19 protein-coding genes are annotated in these 23,380 nt (G+C 52.7%); 15 read left to right on the top strand and 4 right to left on the bottom strand.

Annotation, left to right across the window (positions count from 1 at the left end; translation table 11 throughout):
* Positions 1-88: 88 nt before the first annotated feature.
* The 6 genes from htpG to V6U78_RS08945 all read left to right on the top strand — a co-directional run bounded on the left by htpG (position 89) and on the right by V6U78_RS08945 (position 6,563).
* Positions 89-1,981 (top strand): molecular chaperone HtpG, encoded by a 1,893-nt coding sequence (gene htpG / locus V6U78_RS08970; RefSeq protein WP_405339591.1) that lies wholly within the window; start codon positions 89-91, stop codon positions 1,979-1,981.
* Between the two features lie 170 nt (positions 1,982-2,151).
* Positions 2,152-3,114, top strand: a complete 963-nt coding sequence (locus V6U78_RS08965) for a M15 family metallopeptidase (RefSeq protein WP_405339589.1) — start codon at positions 2,152-2,154, stop codon at positions 3,112-3,114.
* Between the two features lie 99 nt (positions 3,115-3,213).
* Positions 3,214-4,062, top strand: coding sequence for a glucosaminidase domain-containing protein (locus tag V6U78_RS08960; protein ID WP_405339587.1), 849 nt, complete (start codon positions 3,214-3,216; stop codon positions 4,060-4,062).
* A gap of 117 nt (positions 4,063-4,179) precedes the next feature.
* Entirely contained in the window at positions 4,180-5,205 is a 1,026-nt protein-coding gene (locus V6U78_RS08955) for an NAD(P)H-dependent glycerol-3-phosphate dehydrogenase (RefSeq protein ID WP_405339585.1), read from the top strand.
* A 48-nt stretch (positions 5,206-5,253) separates the two neighbouring features.
* Positions 5,254-5,637: a DUF4389 domain-containing protein gene (locus tag V6U78_RS08950; RefSeq protein ID WP_405339583.1), complete on the top strand. Its 384-nt coding sequence runs from the start codon at positions 5,254-5,256 to the stop codon at positions 5,635-5,637.
* 20 nt (positions 5,638-5,657) lie between these two features.
* A complete protein-coding gene (locus V6U78_RS08945; RefSeq protein WP_405339581.1) occupies positions 5,658-6,563 on the top strand; it encodes an alpha/beta hydrolase in 906 nt (301 codons plus the stop codon).
* Positions 6,564-6,594: 31 nt separating this feature from the next.
* Here V6U78_RS08945 and V6U78_RS08940 read toward each other — a convergent pair whose 3' ends face one another.
* From V6U78_RS08940 to V6U78_RS08930, 3 genes are all read right to left on the bottom strand, one after another.
* On the bottom strand, positions 6,595-7,401 hold the full coding sequence (locus V6U78_RS08940; protein WP_405339579.1) for an alpha/beta fold hydrolase: 807 nt from the start codon (positions 7,399-7,401) through the stop codon (positions 6,595-6,597).
* 190 nt (positions 7,402-7,591) lie between these two features.
* Positions 7,592-8,989 carry a cysteine--tRNA ligase gene (cysS, locus tag V6U78_RS08935; RefSeq protein ID WP_405340151.1) on the bottom strand — a complete coding sequence of 466 codons (1,398 nt, stop codon included), beginning with the start codon at positions 8,987-8,989 and terminating at the stop codon, positions 7,592-7,594.
* A 53-nt stretch (positions 8,990-9,042) separates the two neighbouring features.
* Complete coding sequence (locus V6U78_RS08930) at positions 9,043-10,728, bottom strand: glutamine--tRNA ligase/YqeY domain fusion protein (protein ID WP_405339577.1); 1,686 nt, start codon at positions 10,726-10,728, stop codon at positions 9,043-9,045.
* 179 nt (positions 10,729-10,907) lie between these two features.
* Between V6U78_RS08930 and V6U78_RS08925 the strand changes: the two genes are divergently transcribed.
* The 5 genes from V6U78_RS08925 (at position 10,908) to fadA (ending at position 18,234) form a co-directional block, all read left to right on the top strand.
* A complete protein-coding gene (locus V6U78_RS08925) occupies positions 10,908-11,426 on the top strand; it encodes a peptidylprolyl isomerase (protein ID WP_405339575.1) in 519 nt (172 codons plus the stop codon).
* A gap of 13 nt (positions 11,427-11,439) precedes the next feature.
* Positions 11,440-12,186 (top strand): UDP-2,3-diacylglucosamine diphosphatase, encoded by a 747-nt coding sequence (locus V6U78_RS08920; RefSeq protein ID WP_405339573.1) that lies wholly within the window; start codon positions 11,440-11,442, stop codon positions 12,184-12,186.
* 288 nt (positions 12,187-12,474) lie between these two features.
* Positions 12,475-14,634, top strand: a complete 2,160-nt coding sequence (locus tag V6U78_RS08915; RefSeq protein WP_405339571.1) for a methyl-accepting chemotaxis protein — start codon at positions 12,475-12,477, stop codon at positions 14,632-14,634.
* A gap of 252 nt (positions 14,635-14,886) precedes the next feature.
* Positions 14,887-17,034, top strand: a complete 2,148-nt coding sequence (gene fadB / locus V6U78_RS08910) for a fatty acid oxidation complex subunit alpha FadB (RefSeq protein WP_405339569.1) — start codon at positions 14,887-14,889, stop codon at positions 17,032-17,034.
* 24 nt (positions 17,035-17,058) lie between these two features.
* Positions 17,059-18,234, top strand: a complete 1,176-nt coding sequence (fadA, locus tag V6U78_RS08905; RefSeq protein WP_405339567.1) for an acetyl-CoA C-acyltransferase FadA — start codon at positions 17,059-17,061, stop codon at positions 18,232-18,234.
* An 89-nt stretch (positions 18,235-18,323) separates the two neighbouring features.
* Here fadA and V6U78_RS08900 read toward each other — a convergent pair whose 3' ends face one another.
* Positions 18,324-19,085, bottom strand: coding sequence for an SDR family oxidoreductase (locus V6U78_RS08900; RefSeq protein WP_405339565.1), 762 nt, complete (start codon positions 19,083-19,085; stop codon positions 18,324-18,326).
* Positions 19,086-19,429: 344 nt separating this feature from the next.
* Between V6U78_RS08900 and chrA the strand changes: the two genes are divergently transcribed.
* The 4 genes from chrA (at position 19,430) to groL (ending at position 23,367) form a co-directional block, all read left to right on the top strand.
* Complete coding sequence (gene chrA, locus V6U78_RS08895; protein WP_405339563.1) at positions 19,430-20,620, top strand: chromate efflux transporter; 1,191 nt, start codon at positions 19,430-19,432, stop codon at positions 20,618-20,620.
* 80 nt (positions 20,621-20,700) lie between these two features.
* A complete protein-coding gene (locus V6U78_RS08890) occupies positions 20,701-21,192 on the top strand; it encodes an FxsA family protein (protein WP_405339561.1) in 492 nt (163 codons plus the stop codon).
* A 186-nt stretch (positions 21,193-21,378) separates the two neighbouring features.
* The gene (locus tag V6U78_RS08885; RefSeq protein WP_405339559.1) at positions 21,379-21,666 is read left to right on the top strand and encodes a co-chaperone GroES; all 288 of its coding nucleotides are present in this window, start codon (positions 21,379-21,381) and stop codon (positions 21,664-21,666) included.
* A gap of 60 nt (positions 21,667-21,726) precedes the next feature.
* Positions 21,727-23,367 (top strand): chaperonin GroEL, encoded by a 1,641-nt coding sequence (groL, locus tag V6U78_RS08880; protein ID WP_405339557.1) that lies wholly within the window; start codon positions 21,727-21,729, stop codon positions 23,365-23,367.
* Positions 23,368-23,380 lie beyond the last annotated feature (13 nt).

Genomic DNA, 23,380 nt, shown 5'->3' with positions numbered 1-23,380 from the left:
AGCACCACCCCATCCCCATTGTAAAGATCAGGCTGATGGCCAACTATTCATTCCACTGATCTGATCTTTACTGTGAGGAGCATTTTTTATGAGTCAGGCTGAAAAGCAAACGCTTGGTTTTCAAACTGAAGTCAAGCAGCTGCTGCATTTGATGGTGCATGCACTCTATTCCAATCGTGAGATTTTCCTGCGCGAACTCATCTCCAACGCCTCGGATGCGTGTGACAAGCTGCGTTTTGAAGCCATCAAAAAACCCGAACTCTTCGAAGACCAGTCTGATCTGCGTGTTCGCCTGTATTTAAATGAAGAACAAGGCGAAATCATCATTGAAGATAACGGCATCGGCATGAACCGCGAAGATGTCATTGCGCATCTGGGCACCATTGCCCGCTCTGGAACAGCTGATTTCTTGAAAAACCTGACAGGTGATCAAAAGAAAGATTCCAGCCTGATCGGCCAGTTTGGTGTTGGCTTCTACTCCGCTTTTATTGTCGCCGATGAAGTGCAGGTTGAAACGCGCAAGGCGGGTGAAGCGGCTGATCAAGGCGTACGCTGGATTTCGCAAGGTGAGGGCGAGTTCAGTGTTGAGCCAATCACCAAAGCTGAACGCGGCACACGTATCCTGCTGAAATTAAAAGAAGATGCCAAGGAGTTTGCTGGCTCTTGGCGAGTGCGCAATATTATCCAGAAATACTCCGACCATATCGGCCTGCCGATTCAGATCGAAAAAACAGTGGAAGTAGAAGGCGAAGAAGAGCAAGCCAGCGCCACTGAATGGGAAACCATCAACAAGGCGAACGCACTGTGGACACGTGCCAAGTCTGAGATCAAAGATGAAGAGTACAAGGAATTCTATAAGCATGTAGCGCATGATTTCCAAGATCCACTCCACTGGAGCCACAACAAGGTCGAGGGTAAGCAGGAGTACACCTCCTTGCTTTACATCCCTCAGCGCGCGCCCTTTGATCTTTATCATCGCGAAGCGCCACGCGGCCTAAAGCTTTATGTGCAGCGTGTATTTATCCTCGATAACGCTGAGCAGTTCCTGCCGCTTTATCTGCGCTTTATCAAAGGGGTGATCGATTCATCTGATCTGCCGCTGAACGTCTCGCGTGAAATCCTGCAACAGAATCCGATGATTGACAGCATGAAGTCAGCGCTCACTAAGCGCGTACTTTCCATGCTAGAGCAGCTCGCCAAGGATGCAGATCAGTATGCGATCTTCTGGAAAGAGTTTGGTCAGGCGCTGAAAGAAGGCCCAGCCGAGGACTTTGCCAACCGTGAGCGTATTGCTGGCCTGCTGCGCTTTAGCTCAACGCAAGAAACGGCGCAAACAGTCAGTCTGGCAGATTATCTGGCACGCATGCCAGAAGGCCAGCAGAAGATCTACTATCTGATCGGTGATAGCCTATCGCAAGTTAAATCCAGCCCGCACCTTGAGGTTTTCCGCAAGAAAGGCATTGAAGTGCTGCTGCTCACCGACCGGATCGATGAGTGGCTGATGAGCCATCTGAATGAGTTTGATGGCAAGTCCTTTGTTGATATCGCGCGCGGCGATCTTGACCTCGGTGAGCTGGATAGTGCAGAAGAAAAGCAAGCACAAGAAAAAGCCACGGAAGAGAAGAAAGATCTGCTGGAGCGTGTCCAGAAAGCCCTTGGCGAGCGCATTAGTGAAGTCAAGATCTCAACTCGCTTGACCAGCTCACCGGCTGTTCTGGTGATGGGCGCTGGTGATCTGGGTGTGCAAATGCGTAAAATTCTGGAAGCCGCTGGCCAGGCAGCACCAGAGAGCAAACCTCGCTTAGAAATCAATCCTGAGCACCCGCTGATCCAGCGTCTGGAAAGCAGTGCAGAAGAGCGCTTCAATGATCTGGCACGTTTGTTGTGCGATCAGGCAGCTTTAGCCGCAGGCGAAAGCTTAGAAGACCCTGCCGATTTTGTGCAGCGACTCAACCACTTACTGCTCGATCTGAGCCGTTAAGCCCTTCGAACCCCTGTCCTGACAGGGGTTTTTTTCGCTATAGCGTGACCCAATCCCTTTTATAGGCAAATCTCATAAACTGCGCAGGGCTTTTTCTGGACACCTCTCACCTCTCTGGGTAAAGTTAAGCCTAAATGAATCATATAAAAACTCTTTTAAGGTGAGACCACGTGGAACGCAGAACACTTTTAAAAGCTCTGTCAGTGAGCGGCTTTGTCGCATTGGGAAGCGGCTCAGTATTGCGACAGCTGAGTCTACAAGGCCAGTTACCGGATATCTTTGGCTTAGGGGCAGCCCAAAGCCAGCTTGCTGCAACTCAGTTGCAGTATGGTCTTGAGGATATCCTGCCAACTGAACTGAGTCAGGCACTGGCAATAGAACACCAGCAGGCGGCACAACGAGCTGTAGCGGCGGGCCAATCCCCTGAGCAGGCTCGCGTGCGCTACTTTGAAAGCGTGTTCGATGATGACTATTTTCTCCCTCAGGAGAAGATGCAAGTCATGCGTTCCACCTATCAGCGTCTTGATCGCGTCCAAACCATCGTTGGGCATGGCAACTTCAATCTACTCTCTTTTGATGAAGCTCTGCTCTATGCGCGCAACTATAGCGAAATTGGTGCCTTTGCTCAGGCTGAGATCGATTTCCTTGATGAACTTTATCATACCGATGCTCGTCTTTATGGCTTCTATGGCGACCGTGTTCTCGATACCGTGACAGCACGCATTCCACGCAACGAAGTACAGCGTATCCCAGGTACTGGCCACTTCCTCTTCCGTGGGCAATCCAGTCATTTTTATGATCGACTGCTCAATGAAGTCGGTGATGATCTGGTGTTGACCTCTGGTGTGCGCAGCATGGTCAAGCAGATGCACCTCTTCCTCGCCAAGGCGGATCAATCAGATGGCAATATGTCTAAAGCCTCTCGCTCTTTAGCGCCTCCCGGCTATTCCTACCATGCGGTGGGTGATTTTGATGTCGGCAAGGTGGGCTTTGGCTATCGTAACTTTACCGATGATTTTGCCGATACCGACGTTTACAAGCGTCTACAGGATCTGGGCTTTGTCGAAATACGCTACACCACTGATAATGCTTATGGTGTGCGCTACGAGCCTTGGCATATTCAAGTCAGTTAAATGCTTCTTTCTCTATTTAAGCCCAGCACTTTGCTGGGCTTTTTCGTTTATACTCTACCTTGCCAATAAAATAACTTATTCATTGTCTGGAGCTGACGCATGGCATCCTCCCCTCCTAAGGCGTTTGTGCTGCTGATCGCCTTGAGTCTGATCATTGCCCTCTGGGCTGGCCTCAAAGAAGTCTTCACACCAGCTGAAACCCATCGTTTGGCTCAGTTTCATCGCCTCCCGCTGGACCCCCTTGCCCAGATGCCTGATTTCAGCCATATCAGCCATATTCCTTGGCGCAAAGAGGCTTTTTTTGATGCCCTGCTGCCTCTGGTTGTCGAAGAAAACCGCCGTCTGGCATGGCAACGCGAGCTGGTCCTGACACTGCAAACCCTTTCCCCTGAGGAACGTGAAACGCTGTCAGCACAGGATCAGCAGCTGGTTGCGCAGCTGTTGCAAGAATATCGTCTCGAATGGCCCAATACGGCGCTGCAATGGTCTCGCCTACTCAAGCGTGTTGATCAAATCCCGATGGAGCTGGTGTTGATGCAGGCGGCCAACGAATCAGCCTGGGGCACTTCACGCTTTGCTCAAGAGGGCAACAACCTCTTTGGTGAATGGTGCTTCTCTGTCGGCTGCGGACTGGTTCCAGAGCGGCGTCAAACCGGCCAACGCCATGAGGTCCGTCGCTTCCCAAGTGTCCAGGCCAGCATTCAAAGCTATATGCGTAACCTGAACTCGCATCGCGCCTATAGCCAATTGCGCCAGATTCGTGCCCAGCGCCGCGCTGCGGGGGTCGAGGTCAGTGCACAGGATTTGCTTCCAGGCCTGCTGAGCTACTCTGAGCGCGGCCCGGCTTATATTCGTGAGCTGAATGCCATGCTTTTGGTCAACCAGCCTTTAATTGATGAAGCCCTGCAACGCTATCAAGCCTTGCTGGAAGAAGAATCCACACTCTAGAAGAACCCAGCTTAATCGGCCCTGCCTCAGGTCATTGAGAGGGTGAAAGAAAACAAGATCGAGATCAGGTCATGCTATGCTGACTCGATGCTCAAGCAGTTCTAACAAAGGTTTTTTATGACGCACAATCTTCGTGTAGCGGTGGTCGGTGGTGGTAGCTTTGGTACAGCGCTGACTTCGATTATCGCGGGCAATGGATATCCAGTTCAACTTTGGGTCCGTGATCCTGAGCTAGCCAGTGCTATCAATCGTGATCATACCAATCCGCGCTATTTGCCTCAGCTCACACTGCCTGAACAGGTGCAGGCTTCGACTGATTTAGGCCGTGTGGTGAGCTCAGCAGAATTGATTTTCTTGGCGATTCCAAGCAAAGGCTTTGCTACTGTCTTGGAGCAGGCGCAACCCTATCTCACCCCCGATCATCGACTGGTCAGCACAACCAAGGGGTTTGAAGAACAGGGGTTCCAACTGATGAGCCAGGTCATGCAAGCGCATGCGCCTACGCAGCATATCGGTGTGCTTTCTGGTCCCAATCTGGCCAGCGAACTGGCGCAGCAGCAGCTCACCGCCACGGTCATCGCCAGTGCTGACCCTGTCACACGGCGTCAGGTGCAGGAGGTACTGAGTAATCACTATCTACGCGTCTATGCCAATACAGATATGTATGGTGTTGAGCTGGGCGGTGCACTGAAGAATATCTATGCCATCGCAGCGGGTATGGCGGCGGCAATGGGTATGGGAGAAAACACCAAAAGCATGCTGATGACACGCGCATTGGCAGAGATGAGCCGCTTTGCAGTCAGCCTTGGTGCCAACCCGCTGACCTTTCTTGGGCTGGCCGGCGTCGGTGATTTGATCGTCACTTGTAGCTCTCCGCTATCGCGTAACTTTCGTGTTGGACAGGCATTAGGACAGGGTCAAACACTAGAGCAGATCGTGGCCTCACTCGGTCAGGTGGCCGAAGGCGTCAATACAATTAAGCTAGTCAAAGCCAAGGCCGATGAGATGGGGATTTATATGCCTCTCGTTCAAGCCCTCTATCTGGTACTCTTTGCAGGATACAAACCCACCGAAGTCGCCAAATCGATGATGGATAGAGAGCAAAGTACCGATGTGGAATTTGTTTTGCCTCGGTGTGAGTAGAGCGCGCTGTAGCCAGCGCTTTTATCCAGTCGTTAACGGAGAATCATCATGGATCAACATCAAAACGAACCCAAGGCTGATTTAAAACAGCGCCTAAAGGACGAAGGCTTCTGGTTGCGCCTTCCTTTTATGCTGCTTTTTTTTGTGGCCTGGAAGCTCGCTGAACTGGTCTTGTTTGGCGTGATCTTTGTGCAGCTGGTTTATCGTTTAGTAACTGGCTCACCCCAGCCACAACTTCAGGCATTGGGTAGCCAGCTGGCCCTCTATGGCTATCAGATTTACCGCTATCTGACGATGAGCGCTGAATCCAAGCCGTTTCCTTTTGCCGACTGGCCTGATGCTCCGCCGGTTGAGAAAAACCCCTACCTCCCTGATCAGCCCACGCCATCAGATGCTCAGGAGAAGCCCGCTCAATCAGCAGATTCACTCTAAGCCTTACAAGGATGCCTTATATGTGGAATGATCTGCTCTGGCCACTGGCCGCAGTGCAACAGAGCGCTGATTTTATCAACCGTCAGCTTTTGGCCAGCCAGTGCCGCCTCTTGCGTGATTATGTCAATGAACTCAACCCTTACTCACGCTTGCCGCACGATGTTGAACAGCTCTCGCTCACCATCAACCAGTGCGCCGCAGAGCTGCTGAGCATCAAAGGCAGTACCAGCCAACGCTACTTGCTGTATCTTCATGGTGGTGGCTTTGCACTCGGTTCTTTAGATACCCATCGAGAGCTGTGTACGGCGCTAACACGCTATGCCGATGCGCGCACTTTGGCGATCGACTACCGCCTCGCTCCAGATCACCCAGCACCGGCTGGCCTAGAAGATGCTTTTGCAGCTTATCAATGGCTGCTCGAACAGGGTGTGACACCAGATCGCATCGCGCTTGCTGGTGACTCAGCTGGTGGCGGCCTAGCACTGGCCTTGCTGCAAAAGATCAAGCAGGAACAGCTGGCTCAGCCTGCCGCCGTGGCACTCTTCTCTCCTTGGGTGGATTTAACCTGCTCGAGCCCTTCAATGGATCTGAATGCCGCGACCGATCCTGTACTCAACAAGGTGCAGATGCATGCCTTTGCAGAGCTCTATGCGGATCGGCGAGCGCTGGATGATCCGTTGATTTCGCCTTTGTACGGCCCTTTGGATGGCTTGCCCCCAATGCATCTTCAAGTGAGCCTGCAAGAGGTGCTGCGTGATGATACACGGCGTTTAGCCCGTGGATTGCAGCAGGCCGGTGGCCGCGTTGATCTGAAAGAGCAGCCTTGGATGCCGCACGTTTGGCAGCTCCTCTATCGCTACCTGCCCCAAGCGGCAGCCAGTGTCCGCCAAGCGGCGCGTTTCATTCGGGTTGAGACACACGGCTAGATGCTGCGACCCAAGGAGCCGCAGCACTGCATCAGGCCGGCGTCACCAGCGCGGCCTGCTCAGCAATCTTCTTCAATAAAGCTTGGCGCGTGGCCTCAGGATGCTCTAACGGGAACATATGCCCCCCAGCCAAAGCTGAGCAGCTGATGCCACGTGCCTCAATCCGCTTACGCCGCGCTGCATTCAGAAGCTGACTCTCCAACCCATAAAAGAGATGCGTTGGCACCTTAAGACGACGATGACTCCAAGTCAGATGGTCTGCTAAATGGCGGAAGATGGCCAGTTCAACCTGAGGCTGAAAACGCAGCTGTATCCCGCCCTGAGGGGCTGGCTCGGTTCCAGCTTGCAAATAATCACGTAGCGCCTGTGGATCAAAATGCCGAAAGAGCTTTTTAGTGCGCAGATTGTCTTCAGCGGCTTGCAGATCAGGCCAGTGGCTACGGCGTCCGCGTGTGATACCGGCCGGAGTAATGCGATCAATAAAACCAAAGCGTTTACCCACCTTTAAGCCCCAGCTATCCGATCCAAACATCAAGGGTGGATCAAGCAGGATAATCTGCTGAAAGCGCTCTGGCTGCTCTAACGCGGCCATATAGGTCACGACGCCCCCCAAAGAGTGACCGATGCCAATCACGGGCTGATCGCCTGCCTGCTGCTGCAAATAATCCAGCAACTCCTGAGCCAGAGGCTTCCAGTTTGGCGCAATAGGATATTGAGGCTGGTGGCCAAGACGGTCAATGGCCAACACCTGATAGTCTAAACTCAAGGGCCCAAGTAGCTGCTGATAACTGCCCGCAGGAAAACCATTGGCATGGGCAAAGTGTAAAAAGGGGCGCATATTCTTCTCCATAATCAATCTTCCATCTTCACTGCAACCTCAGCGGCTGATGGGTGGACAGCCCCGCTAAAGCCGCAGGCAAAAACTAATCCCAAGTAAAAGACTCAACTTCAGCCTCTCTATTTAGCATAAAAAAAGGCGACATGATCACTCTCATCTCGCCTTTTTTTCATACTCAGTTTTTTAATGCTTAAGCACGCGTCCAGCTGGTGCCATCTTTGGTGTCTTTGAGAATCACACCCTGAGCCGCCAGTTCATCGCGAATACGATCCGCCTCAGCAAAATCTCGCTCTTGCTTGGCCATCAGACGCTTCTCGATCAACGTCTCGATCACATCGGGATTGACGGAGCTTTGCGCTGTTTGCCCACCCTGTAAAAAGGCCTGTGGCTCCTGTTGCAGCAAGCCCAGAATACCACCCAGATCGCGTAGCTCCGCTGCCAGCGCCGAGGCCAGCAGCATCTCTTCGGCTTCAAGGGCGCGGTTCAAGGCCCGTGTCAGATCAAAGAGCACCGCCAGCGCCTCAGGTGTATTGAAGTCATCATCCATCACCTGCATAAAGCGCGCACGCCAATCACCGGCCTGTGCCACCTGCTCAGCATCGCTGACGGGTGCAATATGATTCAACGCGGTATAGAAGCGCTCAAGGCCTTTGCGCGCCTCATGCAGCGCACTTTCTGCATAGTTAATCGCTGAACGATAATGGCTTGCCAACAGCAGATAACGGATCACCTCAGCATCATGCTGCTCAAGCACATCACGGATCGTAAAGAAGTTGCCTAAGGATTTAGACATCTTCTCTTGATCCACCCGCACCGCGCCAGCATGCATCCAGGTATTGACATACTTCTGCCCTGTGGCGGCCTCGCTTTGTGCGATTTCATTTTCATGATGCGGGAAAGGCAGATCAGGACCACCACCATGAATATCAAAGGTATTGCCTAGGCAGCAGGTCGACATGGCCGAGCACTCGATATGCCAACCAGGGCGCCCTTCACCCCAGGGTGAAGGCCAGCTGATCTCGCCTTCTTTGGCAGCCTTCCACAAGACAAAATCAAGCGGATCTTCTTTAAAACCATCCACCTCGACACGCGCTCCTGCCTGCAGCTCATCCAACTGACGATTCGTCAGCTGTCCGTAACCAGCAAACTTGCGCACGCGATAGTAGACATCACCATTGGCAGCCGCATAGGCATAGCCCTTCTGCTCCAGAGTCTGCACCAGTGCGATGATCTGATCGATATAGGCTGTCGCACGCGGTTCTACATCAGGACGCAGCACGCCAAGGCGGGCCTCATCCTCATGCATGGCCTCAATCATCCGCTGTGTCAGCTGGTTGATGGGCTCGTTGTTCTCATCGGCGCGTTTGAGAATCTTGTCGTCGATATCGGTGATATTGCGTACATAGGTGACTTGATAGCCCCGCTCGCGCAAGTAGCGAGTGATCATGTCAAACACCACCATCACCCGCGCATGACCGATATGGCAGAGGTCATACACCGTCACGCCACACACATACATCTTGATCTGCCCGGGGGTGATCGGTTGCAGGCGCTCTTTCTGGCGTGTCAGGGTGTTATAAACCTGAATCTCCGGCAGAGACTGTCCTGTCGACGTCTGTTGCTGCGAACTTGCGGCCATGGTTAGCTGCCCTTTTTCTGAATTTTTGCCCAAGAGTCTTTCAAACCCACGGTGCGGTTGAAGACCAGTTTTTCGCCTGGCTGATGCTGATAGCGATCAGCGCAGAAGTAGCCTACCCGCTCAAACTGGAAACGATCTTCTGGCTGTGCCAGTGCCAAGCTCGGCTCACAATAGGCCTGAACAACCTGCAAGGAGTCGGGATTCAAGTGCTCAAGAAAATCTGTGTCTTTATCCGCATCAGGCGCTTCGACCTGGAACAGATTGTCATACAGGCGCACTTCCGCCGGAATCGCATGCTGAGCACTGACCCAGTGAATCACGCCTTTCACCTTACGGCCTTCTGGGTTCTTGCCCAGCGTATCTGGATCATAAGAGCAGCGCAGCTCGACTACCTCGCCCTGTGCATTCTTGATCACTTCATCACAACGGATCACCCAGGCATTGCGCAGGCGCACTTCCTGCCCAGGCGCCAGGCGGAAGAACTTTTTCGGTGGCTCTTCCATAAAATCATCACTGTCAATATAAAGCTCACGCGTAAAAGGCAGACGACGCTCGCCCAACTCTTCTCGCGCTGGGTGATGAGGCGAGCTTAACTCCACCTCTTCACCTTCTTTCCAGTTGGTCAGCACCACTTTGAGTGGATTCAACACCACCATCGCACGGCGGGCTGCATGCTCAAGATCATTGCGTAGTGCAAAATAAAGCATGTTGATATCCACCACACCACCAGAGCGGGTCACACCAATCATGTCGCAGAAATCACGCAAGGATTTGGCGGTATAACCACGGCGACGTAAACCGGCAATGGTTGGCATGCGTGGATCATCCCAGCCTTCGACTATCCCTTCATCAACCAGCAGCTTCAGCTTCCGCTTGGATGTGACGGTGTAATTCAGATTCAGGCGCGCAAACTCAGTCTGCACTGGTTGACTGGGCACCGGCAGATGACGCAGGAACCACTCATACAAGGGGCGATGATCTTCAAACTCCAGCGTACATAAAGAGTGGGTAATCCCCTCAATCGCATCCGACTGACCATGAGTAAAATCATAGCTGGGATAAATACACCATTGATCCCCAGTTTGGTGATGATGTGCATGACGAATACGATACAAGATGGGATCACGCAGATTGATATTCGGGGCGGCCATATCAATTTTGGCACGCAATACCTTCGCGCCATTGGGGTAAGCACCCGCACGCATCTGTTCAAACTCAGCCAGATTCTCTTCAACCGAGCGCTCACGATAGGGGCTAGGGCGTCCTGGCTCAGTCAGCGTGCCGCGATACTCACGCATCTGTTCAGCATTGAGTTCACACACATAGGCCAAACCTTCACGAATTAAATGCACGGCCCACTGATAAAGCTGCTCAAAATAGTTGGAAGCAAAGCGCACCTCACCAGCCCATTGGTAGCCTAACCAGCGAATATCTTCTTGAATGGCATCAATATAAGCCTGGCTTTCTTTTTCTGGGTTGGTGTCATCAAAACGCAGATGACAAGCGCCACCCAGCTCCTCGGCTAAACCAAAGTTCAAACAAATGCTTTTGGCATGGCCGATGTGCAGGTATCCGTTGGGTTCAGGAGGAAAACGGGTCACGATATCTTGTGCTTGGCCCGCTTCACGCTGCTGGTGAATCATCGTACGAATAAAATTAGATGCAGCAGTAATTTCTGGCTGGCTCATGGGGCTCGCTTCTTAGCTGGATGGTAAAAGGATGGTCAAAGCTTATTGGTGAAAAGCCTAAAGATCAGTATTATACGGCAGCGCACCGCCTTCGACTAGGAAGCACTGATCTGGCATCCTGATCAGCCCTTCAGTTGGCGGTTTTTTTGCCTAACAGATGACTTTAATGGAGCCGCTTCATGTCTGCAACCCAACCACAAGTTCGCCTGGTGACGAATTTCGGCGAGATCCTTCTTGAGCTGAACGCTGAAAAAGCCCCCATCACCGTGGCCAACTTTCTGAGCTATGTGGATAACGGCCACTATAACGGCACCATCTTCCACCGCGTGATCAGCAACTTTATGATCCAAGGCGGTGGCTTTGATGAAGACTTCAACCAAAAGCCGACGCAAACCCCCATTGAAAACGAAGCCGATAACGGCTTGGGCAATGTCAATGGCAGCATCGCCATGGCGCGGACTATGGACCCCCACTCAGCCAGCGCACAGTTCTTCATCAATGTGAAGGATAACGACTTCTTGAACCACAGCAGCAAAACCATGCAAGGTTGGGGCTATGCGGTCTTTGGTCGTGTCATTGAAGGCATGGAGGTCGTCGAGAGCATCAAGGCCGTCCCGACAGGCAACCGCCAAGGCCATCAAGATGTACCACGCGAGAATGTCGTGATCGAGCGTGCTGAGCGCGTGGCGGCGGAATAGTCCCCATCAGCCCATGCAACTCTTTATTGCTGATCTGCATCTGCAAGAAGATCGCCCTGAGATGACTCAGGGCTTTTTGCGTTTTCTGGCCACCGAGGCACGGTGCGCCGATGCTTTATACATCCTCGGCGATTTTTTTAATGTCTGGGTTGGGGATGATGGTATGGAACCTTACCATCACCAACTGGCGGCAGCGATGCAAGCCCTCAGCGATCATGGCACCAAGATTTATCTGATGCATGGCAATCGCGATTTCACAATCGGCTCTCGCTTTTGTGCACTAGCAGGCTGCCAGCTACTGGGCGATCTGGAGCGGATTGATACCGACAGTCCAGACCCGATCCTGCTCCAGCACGGTGATCTGCTCTGCACCGATGATCTTGGCTACCAGCGCCTGCGGCGCTTTTTTCGTCAACCCGTCATCAACTTCATTCTGCGCAACCTCCCCCTCAGTTGGCGGCAACGCATTGGCCGCACAACTCGCCAAGCCAGCAAAAGCAAGACACGCACCAAGCCAGTGCGCATCATTGATGTCAATCAGCAGGCTGTAGAGCAGGTGATGCTGGAGCATCAGGTCAGGCGTATGATTCATGGCCACACTCACCGACCCCAGGTGCATCACTTTCTGCTGACCGCCACTGAACCCGCTCAGGCTGCTGAACGCTGGGTGCTTGGCGACTGGAATGATCAGCAAGGCTGGCTGATTCGCAAGCAAGGCTCCCACCTCTCACTAGAGTCCTTTCAATTCCAGGACCTTTGACACACACGGACGCCAGATCAGCCTTGCATCAAAATAAGGCAAAATCACTCCAATAGGTCTAAGCTGCACCACAATGCAGCACTGCACCACCCCCTATCACAAGCGGCAAGTTCCTGCACCGTCCGGTCTGGCTTTGATGCGACTTCATCGCAAAAAAATGGTATGGATCTTGCTGTTTGCAGTGCAACATCACTTGCAACAGCGGCTGACCTGAGGCCCGGATCAGCACCTTATACGATAAAAACAATCATTCACGCTGCTTTTTCTTCTATGCCATGGAGAGAGACTATGTCCTTAATAAGCGATCAAATGCACCTCAGTCGCCGAGAGCGCCGCTGGCTACCTTGGTTTGGCCAGAACGGCAAACTCTCACTGGGTTGGAGCTGCTATCTGAATCGAGACATCTACCCAGTGATCGAGCAGATTTTTGAAGGCGTTGCCGATACCCGCGTCAAGCTCTTACAAGAATGGAGTCAAACGCAATGGCGCTATCTTGAAGAGCTGGCCGATCACATCGGTCTCAGCAATGATCTCAGCCAGCCAGATCTACTCCAAGGCAAGCAAGAGCATCTGGTCGACTTTTCCGAGCTCTTTATTGTTGATGCCGAGGGCCGGCTACTGAACTCCACTCGATCACAGCGCATCGGCCAGCGCCTCGAAGATCCACAACAGCGTCGTGCCCTGGCCGCTGGTTTGCAGCAACCTTTTCTCCACGGCCCTTATCGCGATCCAGTCACACTCACGCTTGGACCCTCCACATCCAGCTTTCATGATGCCGTCACGCTGATGTTCTATCAGCCGATTCGTCAACAGGGACGAGTGGTCGCTTGTCTTGCCGGACGGATTCCTAACGATGTGCTGGGCGATTTAATTCAACGCGAGGCAGGCCATGTGTATCCCGAATCAGGGGATAACTATATTTTTATGGTGGAGTCGCGTTTTGATCCACGCTTAGAGCCAGGCACAGCCCTATCACGCTCGCGCTTTGAGGACAGCACCTTTTCACATGGTGAAAACCTCAAGCAAGGCATCCATACCGATTGGGGCGTAGTGAAAGTCAAAGAGCATACTGAATTAGAGCTGCGCTTTACCGATCCGGCCACCAAGCAGCTGCATCCTGGTGTACGCGAAACCATCGCCAAGGGCAGCAATCTTTTCATCACCTATCCTGGCTATTCAGACTATCGCCATATCCCTGTCATCGGTAAGGGGGTGACCTTCCAGCTCCCCGGTTCACCCGATCGCTGGGGCATGATGTGCGAAGGCGATCTTGAAGAAGTCTATCGACGCCGCTCACTGAGTGTTGGCTTGATGAATACCTACTTACTGACTGTCAGTGGTTTTTTGGCCGCCACCACCTTGCTGCATAGCTTTGCCCCACTGAGCACCCTGCCTCTTTTTGCAGTGAATTTTTTGCTGCTGCTGATCTCGGCTTGGGTTTTTGCTCAGCTTGGCCCCAAACGCCTTGCAGATCGGATGCGTGAAACCACGCGGATTATTCGGACCTTAGCCGAAGGGGAGGGCAACCTGCGCCAACGCTTGGATCTGAACAAGCTCGCTCAGGATGAAAGTGGCAGTATGGGCCGCTGGCTGAATAGTTTTCTGGACAGCCTAGATGGCATCGTTGGCCGCGTGATTCACTCGACGGGCAATGTCAAACACAATAACGACCAGCTGCTGCAGCGCACCCAGGAGGCCAGTGTCACCAGTCAAGAAGTCAGCCAGGTGGTCACCAAAATGCTCAGCTTGGTTGAGGAACAGTTGCAAGAGATCGAGCAGGCTTCAGCCAGCGCCCATACCATGAAGCAGGCGATGGATGATGTGGTTGAACAGGCGCGTATCCAGTTTGAGGCAGCTCAAGGCAGTACACTCAAAATCCGTGAAGTTGTGGATACCACAGCCAATCGAGTGCAGAAGCTCAATAGCCGGATGGGTGAAATCGGCCAGATTGTCGATATGATCACCGAGGTCACCGATCAGACCAACCTGCTGGCTTTGAATGCCGCCATCGAAGCCGCACGGGCCGGAGAAGCGGGACGAGGCTTTGCCGTGGTGGCCGATGAAGTGCGCTCTTTAGCCAGCCGCACGGCTGAAGCCGCCGCAGAAATCCAGCAAACCGTCCACGGCCTCCAGCAAGAAACACGAAGTGCCGTGGCTTATATGGAAGAAGGGGTCAAGGAGGTGGATCAGCGCCTCAATGACACCGAGACACAAAGCCAAGAAAACACCGAACTCCATCAAGCTGTTGAGCAGATGTTCAGCATCATCACCCAACTCAGCGAACGCAGCCACTACTATGGCTCGTCGATGCGTCAGGTTGAGGTCGCCTCAGCAGAGCTGAACAATGTGATGCATGAGCTGCAGCATTCAGCCCATTCGGTACGCTATTCTGCCGATGCGCTGCAACAGCTGGTCAGCAAATTTAGTGTCAGCGAACACAGCCGCTAACCCTCTTTCAACCTAGTGCACACAGGGTTGAAAACCCGCCTCTTTTTTGCCAGCCTCAGCCGCTGGCTTTTTTAATTCTGGCTTGACAAGTTCGCTGGAATGTTCGACTCTAAGGCCAAGTTCAAACACTTGTATGAAAAAACTGTTTGATACGCAAGCTGTTTAGATGCCCCTGATCAACAAGCCAGTCCTTCTTCTTGAGAAGATGAACTGAGATCAGATTTCTTACAACAAAAAGCTGGAGATCACACGATGATTTACCAAGGCAAAGCCATTCGGGTGCAAGCCCTCGGCGATGGGAATGCAGAACTGACTTTTGACTTGCAAGGCGAGTCAATCAACAAGCTGAGCAGCGCCGTCATTTTAGAGCTTGAAGAGGCCGTCAAAGCCCTGCAAGCCCAAAGTGACATTCAAGGCCTGATGATCAGCAGCGCCAAGGATGTTTTCATTGTTGGTGCCGATATCACTGAATTCCACGGTATCTTCGGCAAGGACGAAGACTATCTGGTTGAGATGAACCTGAAGGTTCACCAACTCTTCAACACCATTGAAGATCTGCCCTATCCCACAGTCACGGCGATCAACGGTTTGGCACTGGGTGGCGGCTGCGAAATGCTGCTGACCACGGACTTCCGTGTGATGGCCGAAGGCGCCAAAATCGGCCTGCCTGAAACCAAACTCGGCATTATCCCCGGCTGGGGCGGCTGCGTTCGTCTACCACGCCTGATTGGTGCCGATAACGCGATCGAGTGGATTGCCGGTGGTACTGAGAACAAAGCCGCTGCAGCACTCAAAGTAGGTGCAGTTGATGCCGTTGTCGCGCCTGCACTGCTGCGTGAAGCCGCACTGGATCTGCTCGCTGAAGCTCGTGCTGGCAAGATCAACTGGGAAGCCAAGCGTGCTGAGAAAAAAGCACCTCTGCGCCTGAACCCTGTTGAGTCGATGATGGTGTTTGAAACCGCCAAGGGCTTTGTCGCCGGTAAAGCTGGCCCTCACTACCCAGCACCTGTTGAAGCCATCAAGGCCATTCAAAAAGGCGCAACAGCCGGTCGTGAAAAGGCCCAAGAAATTGAAGCCAAGATCTTCGCTAAAATGGCCAAGACTGATGTGTGCTTCAACCTGGTCGGCCTCTTCCTCAGCGACCAGCTGATCAAGAAAAAAGCTTCGGCCTATGAGAAGCAGGTTTCTGCGGTCAAGAAAGCAGCCGTACTGGGTGCTGGTATCATGGGTGGCGGTGTCGCCTACCAGTCTGCCTCCAAGGGCACGCCCATCATGATGAAAGACATCAATGAAGCGGCACTGCAACTGGGCCTGAAAGAAGCCAGCAAGCTGCTTGGCAAGCAAGTTGAGCGCAAAAAAATCACACCCGCACAAATGGCAGAAGCACTGGGCCGTATTCGCCCCACGCTGTCCTATGGTGACTTTGCGGATGTTGAGCTGACCGTCGAAGCGGTTGTTGAGAACCCCAAAATCAAGGCGGCCGTTCTGGCTGAGCTGGAAGACAAGGTCGCGGAAGATGCCATCATCACCTCGAACACCTCAACCATCTCGATCACCAGCCTGGCTGAAAACCTGAAGCGCCCAGAAAACTTCTGCGGCATGCACTTCTTTAACCCTGTTCACCGTATGCCTTTGGTTGAAGTCATTCGTGGCGAAAAATCATCTGAAAAAGCCATTGCCGCGACGGTGACCTACGCCAAGCAAATGGGCAAAACGCCTATCGTCGTCAATGACTGCCCCGGCTTCCTGGTCAACCGTGTGCTCTTCCCTTACTTTGGTGGCTTTATCGGCCTGGTTGAGCATGGCGCAGACTTCCAAAAAGTCGACAAGGTTATGGAGAAGTTTGGCTGGCCGATGGGCCCAGCTTACCTGCTCGACGTGGTCGGTCTGGACACCGCAGTTCACGCCAATGACGTGATGGCAGAAGGCTTCCCTGATCGCATGAAGCGTGATGAAAAGACTGTCCTGAACATCATGTACGAAGCAGGCCGTCTGGGTCAGAAGAACGCAACCGGCTTCTACAAGTATGAAGAAGACCGCAAAGGCAAGCCCAAGAAGGTCGCCGATGAATCGACCTATGGCCTAATCGAGCCGCTGATTAAAGACAAGCGCGAACTGACTGACGAGCAGATTATTGCCCGCATGATGGTGCCTCTGTGCCTGGAGACCGTTCGCTGCCTTGAAGACGGCATCGTCGAAACCGCAGCAGAAGCGGATATGGCTTTGATCTACGGCATCGGCTTCCCTCCCTTCCGCGGTGGTGCGCTACGTTACATTGACGCGATGGGTGTTGACGCTTTTGTTCAGCTTGCTGATTCCTTGGCAGATCTCGGCCCGCTTTACCACGTAACTGACAAGCTGCGTGAGATGGCCGCCCAAGGCAAGCGTTTTTACGCTTAATCAACCGAATTCAGGAGAATAATAATGAGTCTTCAACCTCGTGATATCGTCGTCGTTGATGGTGTGCGCACCGCGATGGGCAAAGCCAAAAACGGTGCCTTCCGCAATATTCGTGCAGAAAACCTGTCCGCTGCTGTGATGCAAGCGCTGTTTGATCGCAACCCCAATCTGAATCCTGCTGAACTGCAAGATATCATCTGGGGCTGCGTCAACCAGACACTGGAGCAGTCCATGAACGTCGCTCGTAATGCGGCCATCATGACCGGCATCCCCTTGTCTGTTCCTGCACAAACAGTCAACCGTCTGTGCGGCTCGTCGATGACGGCACTGCACATCGCTGGTGCGAACATCCAGGCTGGCCTGGGTGATTTTTACCTGATTGGCGGTGTGGAGCATATGGATCACGTGCCTATGGCACACGGCGTGGACGTCAACCCAGCCGCAAGCAAATACGCAGCCAAGGCCGCGATGATGATGGGTCTGACTGCAGAACTGCTCGGTAAGATGCATGGTATCAGCCGTCAGCAGCAAGATGAGATGGGCGCGCGCTCACACCGTCTGGCCTATGAAGCCACACTCGAAGGTCGCTTCAAGAAGGAAATTATTGGTGTCGAAGGCCATGATGCAGAAGGTCGTCGCAAGTTGATTCTGCAAGATGAAGTGATTCGTCCAGAAACGACCGTCGAGACGCTGGCGCAGCTCAAGCCTGTGTTTGATCCACGCAACGGTACCGTCACTGCGGGCACCTCGTCTGCCCTGTCTGTGGGTGCCTCTGCCATGCTGCTGATGAGCTACGAAAAAGCCCAAGCACTGGGCCTGAAGCCGCTGGCAAAAGTGCGCTCAATGGGCGTAGCTGGCTGCGATCCATCCATCATGGGCTATGGCCCAGTTCCTGCCTCTAAGCAGGCACTGAAAGCCGCTGGCCTGACTGTCGATGATATCGATATTGTTGAGCTGAACGAAGCCTTTGCTGCACAAGGTCTGCCCGTTCTGAAGGATCTGAAACTCCTCGACAAGATGGAAGAGAAGGTCAACCTGAATGGCGGTGCGATTGCACTGGGTCACCCACTGGGATGCTCAGGCTCACGTATCTGCACCACCTTACTGAATGTCATGGAACAGCGTGATGCCACCTTCGGCCTCGCCACCATGTGTATCGGTATGGGGCAGGGTGTTGCCACGGTCTTTGAACGTTTGTAAGACCAAACGCAAGACACGCTGTAAAAAAAGCCACTCCCAAGGGAGTGGCTTTATTGTTTCTGGGTGCAGCGACTTAATGAGTGCAACGACTAGATACGCAGTGCACCATCACATTCAATCACACGACCAGAGAAGTACTCATTCTCGATGATATAGCGCACAGACAGTGCTATCTCTGATGGCTCGCCTAAACGCTTCAGCGGAATGCCAGCCGTAATCTTACCCAGTACCTCTTCTGGCATCGCGGCCACCATCTCTGTGGCAATAAAGCCAGGAGCAATCGCACCAGTACGGATGCCATAGCGTGCCAGCTCTTTCGCCCAGGTCACGGCCATAGCGACCACACCGGCCTTGGCCGCCGAGTAGTTGGTCTGCCCCATGTTGCCAGCACGTGAAATAGAAGAGATATTGATAATCACGCCCTTCTTGCCCAGTTTGATCATCTGTGCTGCGGCTTCACGGCCACACAGGAAGACACCCGTCAGGTTGACATCCAAAACCTGCTGCCAGCTCGACAGGCTCATCTTCTTCACGATTTCGCCGTCTTTGGCTTTGATCAACAAACCATCACGGGTAATACCTGCATTGTTAACCAGTGCATCCAAGGTGCCAAAATCACGCACGATCTGCTCAAAAGTCTGCTCAACAACAGGCTCATCAGCCACATTGGCCAAATAGTAGTGGGCTTCGCTTCCGGCTTCTTTCACCAGCGCAACAGTTTCTTGCAGTTTTTCTTCATTCAAATCAATTAAGGCCAGCTTGGCACCCTGAGCGGCCAACTCTAGCGCCATAGCGCGTCCAAGACCCTGGCCGCCACCTGTAATCGCGATCACCGCATTCTTCACTTGCATCATTCACCTCGCAGTATTTGAAAAGCACTTTCTAAAAGCGCCTTAAAAAAGTACCTACAAAAAAGGACTGACCAACTCAGCTGTTCTTTTAATATCTGAGCTGGGAATCTCCAGTAAACACAGCTTGAAGCAGGTGACTCCACCCTGTCAGTGAGTTCACTTCTCACAATATAGCGCATCATCTCGCAGATGCGAAATATCCAACCCTACAGATCTGCAAAAAAGAATGACCTAGAAGTCTGCCGCATTAAGACTTAGGTTGCAGATTTCATCAAAGCGTCTTACTTTGATGCCAATTTCAACGCCGTATAAGCAAGCGTAATAGTTCATCAGGGGTTCCCTAAATGCATCACTGGTTCGAAGTCTTTCGCTCCTTTCTCTGGCTCGGTCTCACTTCTTTTGGTGGGCCCATCGCGCATCTGGCCTACTTTCGTAACGAGTTCGTAGAACGTCGGGGCTGGCTCAGTGATCAACACTTTGCCGATCTAGTGGCGCTCTGCCAGTTCTTGCCCGGTCCAGCCAGTAGTCAAATGGGCTTTGCACTTGGACTGCAACGCGCTGGCTGGCGGGGTGGCCTTGCCGCTTGGGTCGCCTTTACTCTGCCATCGGCCGTCTTTCTTTTGGCCGCCGCGTGGATCGGACTCACTTTTCAAGAAGGATGGGGCAGTGATTTTGTGGCCAGCTTAAAGCTGGTTGCCGTGATCGTTGTTGCCCATGCCGTCTGGGGGATGCGCCAACAGCTTTGCCGTGAGCCTGCGACCGCCACACTCGGGCTGCTGGCCGTGTTGCTGATGCTGGGCACTTCACCCTGGCTTGGCCCCCTGACCCCGTTAGTGACACTGCTGATCGGCGGTGGACTCGGTTGGCTCCTGTTCAGAACACCGCATCAAGCAACGCCCCCCAGCACACCGCCACTGATCTCCATTCAACCTTGGGTTGCTTGGTTCACCCTGGGGCTTTTTCTACTCCTGCTAGTGCTACTCCCTCTGCTCAGCCAGGGTGAGCCGAGCCTGCTGCAGATCTTTGATCGCTTCTACCGTGCTGGTGCTTTGGTTTTTGGTGGCGGGCATGTAGTGCTACCGCTGCTAGAAGCAGAGACAGTCCAATCAGGCTGGATCAGTAGCGAGGCCTTTTTAGCCGGCTATGGTCTTGCACAGGCGGTCCCTGGCCCACTCTTTACCTTTGCGGCTTACCTGGGAGCGTTTATCCCTACTGGCTGGCCCCTATGGGTGGGCGCTTTGGTCGCGCTGGTGGCCCTTTTTCTGCCTGGCCTGTTGATACTGGTTGCCCTGCTCCCCTACTGGGCGCGGCTGCAAGCTGATCAAAACGCACAGGCCATCTTGCGCGGCGTCAATGCCAGTGTCGTCGGCCTGCTCGGCGCTGTTCTTTATGACCCCCTCTTCACCTCCAGCGTGCATCAACCCTATGACCTGATGGTGGTGCTTTTGGGACTCGTGCTACTTCAAGTTTGGCGCTGGCCCTCTTGGGCGATGCTACTTTTGATTCTGCCTCTGGGCATGCTCGCTCAGCTTTAGAGCTATATTTTTGAAACATGCACCTTGAAATACACCAATATGGCACCATAACTTCTTTACACTCTTAAGGATGCCTTCCTATGCCCCTTCTGTTTTTCCTTCTTGTGTGGCCGCTGGCCGAAATCTGGTTGATGATTGAAATTGGCCAGCAAGCCGGTGGATTCAACACGCTGCTGTTAATTGTCGGCACAGCACTACTTGGGATTCTGTTAGTCCAGTTGGAATGGCAAAAGCTCTCACTGCAACTGCGTGAAAAAATGCTGCGCCGTGAAACACCCTTACCCCTGCTGCTCGAAAGTATGGCATTGGGCCTGTCTGGCCTTTTGTTCTTGATTCCAGGTTTTATCAGCGACTTTATTGCCCTGCTGCTGCTGATTCCGATCAGCAGAAAATTCTTACTTTTACCCTTGAAAACCAAGGCAACAGGCACCACTTATGATGGGCAAGCCAGAAGAAGTGATGCGGCCGATTTTGAGTCTATTCAACGTCCGCATGCAGATGCCTCACGATCTCAGCACAAGGCACATCGTCCTCAGGTGCTAGAAGGCGAGTATGAGAAAAAAGATGACTGAAAAAAATCTTTTGGCGTGCCCTTGAAATCTGCTTGCCCATCCCCATCTTGTGGGAAGCAGCACAGAATTCCGAATCAAGCCTTGGCTTGATTCTTATAACAATGCCTGTCTACAACCCTGGTGTTGAGACAGACTTTTTAAGTCGAGGCTTACGCCTCATAGTGATTAACTAGGAGACATTCAGCAATGAAAATCCGTCCTTTGCACGATCGCGTGGTCGTTCGTCGTACTGAAGAAGAAACCACGACTCCTGGCGGTATTGTTCTGCCTGGCAGCGCAAAAGAAAAACCCCAGCAAGGTGAAGTCATTGCTATCGGTGAAGGCCGTTTTGTTGATGGCCAGCTGCGTCCTTTGTCTCTGCAAGTCGGCGACAAGGTCATTTTCGGCAGCTATGCAGGTAGCACTGTAAAAATTGATGGCGAAGAGCTGTTAATTCTGACTGAAAGCGAAGTCTTCGGTGTTCTCGAAGCCTAAGCTTCATAGGTACCTTTTTAATAAGTCAGTTCAATTCACAGAGATATAGGAATATTCAACATGGCAGCTAAAGACGTCCGTTTTGGTGATGATGCTCGTAAACGCATGGTCGCTGGTGTCAACATCCTCGCCGATGCCGTTAAAACAACCTTAGGCCCTAAAGGCCGTAACGTTGTACTCGAAAAATCTTTTGGCGCCCCCACTGTCACTAAAGATGGTGTTTCTGTCGCCAAAGAAATCGAACTGAAAGACAAGTTCGAAAACATGGGCGCACAAATGGTTAAAGAAGTCGCCTCTAAGACTTCTGATGCAGCGGGTGACGGCACCACCACGGCCACTGTTCTGGCGCAAGCTATTGTCAACGATGGCTTCAAAGTCGTGACTGCAGGCATGAACCCCATGGATCTGAAGCGCGGTATTGATAAAGCCGTTGCTGCCGCTGTGGTCGAAATCAAAAAACTGGCCAAGCCTTGCACTGATACCAAATCCATCGCCCAAGTTGGCACCATTTCTGCCAATGGCGACACACGCATTGGTGAAATCATTGCTGAAGCCATGGAAAAAGTAGGCAAAGAAGGCGTCATCACTGTTGATGAAGGCCGTGGCTTTGAAGATGAGCTGGAAGTGGTTGAAGGTATGCAGTTCGACCGTGGCTACATCTCGCCCTACTTTGTCACCAACCAAGACAACATGTCAGCAGAGTTGGAAGACCCCTACATCCTGCTGGTTGACAAAAAGATCTCTAACATCCGTGAGCTGCTGCCTGTTCTTGAAGGCACTGCAAAAGCCGGTAAGCCACTGCTGATCATCGCTGAAGATATCGAAGGCGAAGCGCTGGCGACTCTGGTTGTCAACAACATGCGCGGTATCGTGAAAGTGGCTGCGGCTAAGGCACCAGGCTTTGGTGATCGTCGTAAGGCGATGCTGCAAGACATCGCTATTCTGACCAATGGTACCGTCATTTCTGAAGAAGTAGGCCTGACTTTAGAAAACGCGACTGTTGAGCACCTGGGTACCGCCAAGCGTGCTGTGCTGACGAAAGAAAGCACTACCATCATCGATGGCTCTGGCAGCCAGCAAGACATCGAAGCACGCGTGAAGCAGATCCGTGCACAGATGGAAGAAACTTCTTCTGACTATGACCGTGAAAAACTGCAAGAGCGTCTGGCCAAACTGGCTGGCGGTGTTGCCGTCATTCGTGTAGGCGCAGCGACAGAAGTCGAAATGAAAGAGAAAAAAGCCCGTGTTGAAGACGCGCTCCACTCGACTCGCGCCGCAGTAGAAGAAGGCGTTGTTGCCGGTGGTGGTACAGCACTGATCCGCGTGCTGTCTTCTATCAAAGATCTGAAAGGCGACAACGAAGATCAGAACCACGGTATCGCGATTGCTCTGCGTGCGATGGAAGCGCCTCTGCGCCAGATCGTCACCAACGCAGGTGAAGAAGCGTCTGTCATCGTGGCCAAGGTCAAAGAAGGCAGCGGTAACTTCGGTTACAACGCACAAACTGGCGAGTATGGTGATCTGGTTGAGATGGGTGTTCTTGATCCAGCTAAAGTCACACGTACAGCGCTGCAATCGGCAGCTTCTGTTGGCGGCCTGATGATCACCACCGAGTGCATGGTTTCTGAGATTCCAGAAGAGAAACCAGCTGGCGGTATGGGTGATATGGGCGGCATGGGTGGTATGGGCGGCATGATGTAAGCCGACCAGGTTC

This window comes from Marinospirillum alkalitolerans (assembly GCF_045055655.1).
Classification (GTDB): domain Bacteria; phylum Pseudomonadota; class Gammaproteobacteria; order Pseudomonadales; family Halomonadaceae; genus Marinospirillum; species Marinospirillum alkalitolerans.
The sequence above is the reverse complement of the archived record's forward strand: the minus strand, read 5'-3'. Positions and strand labels throughout refer to the sequence as shown.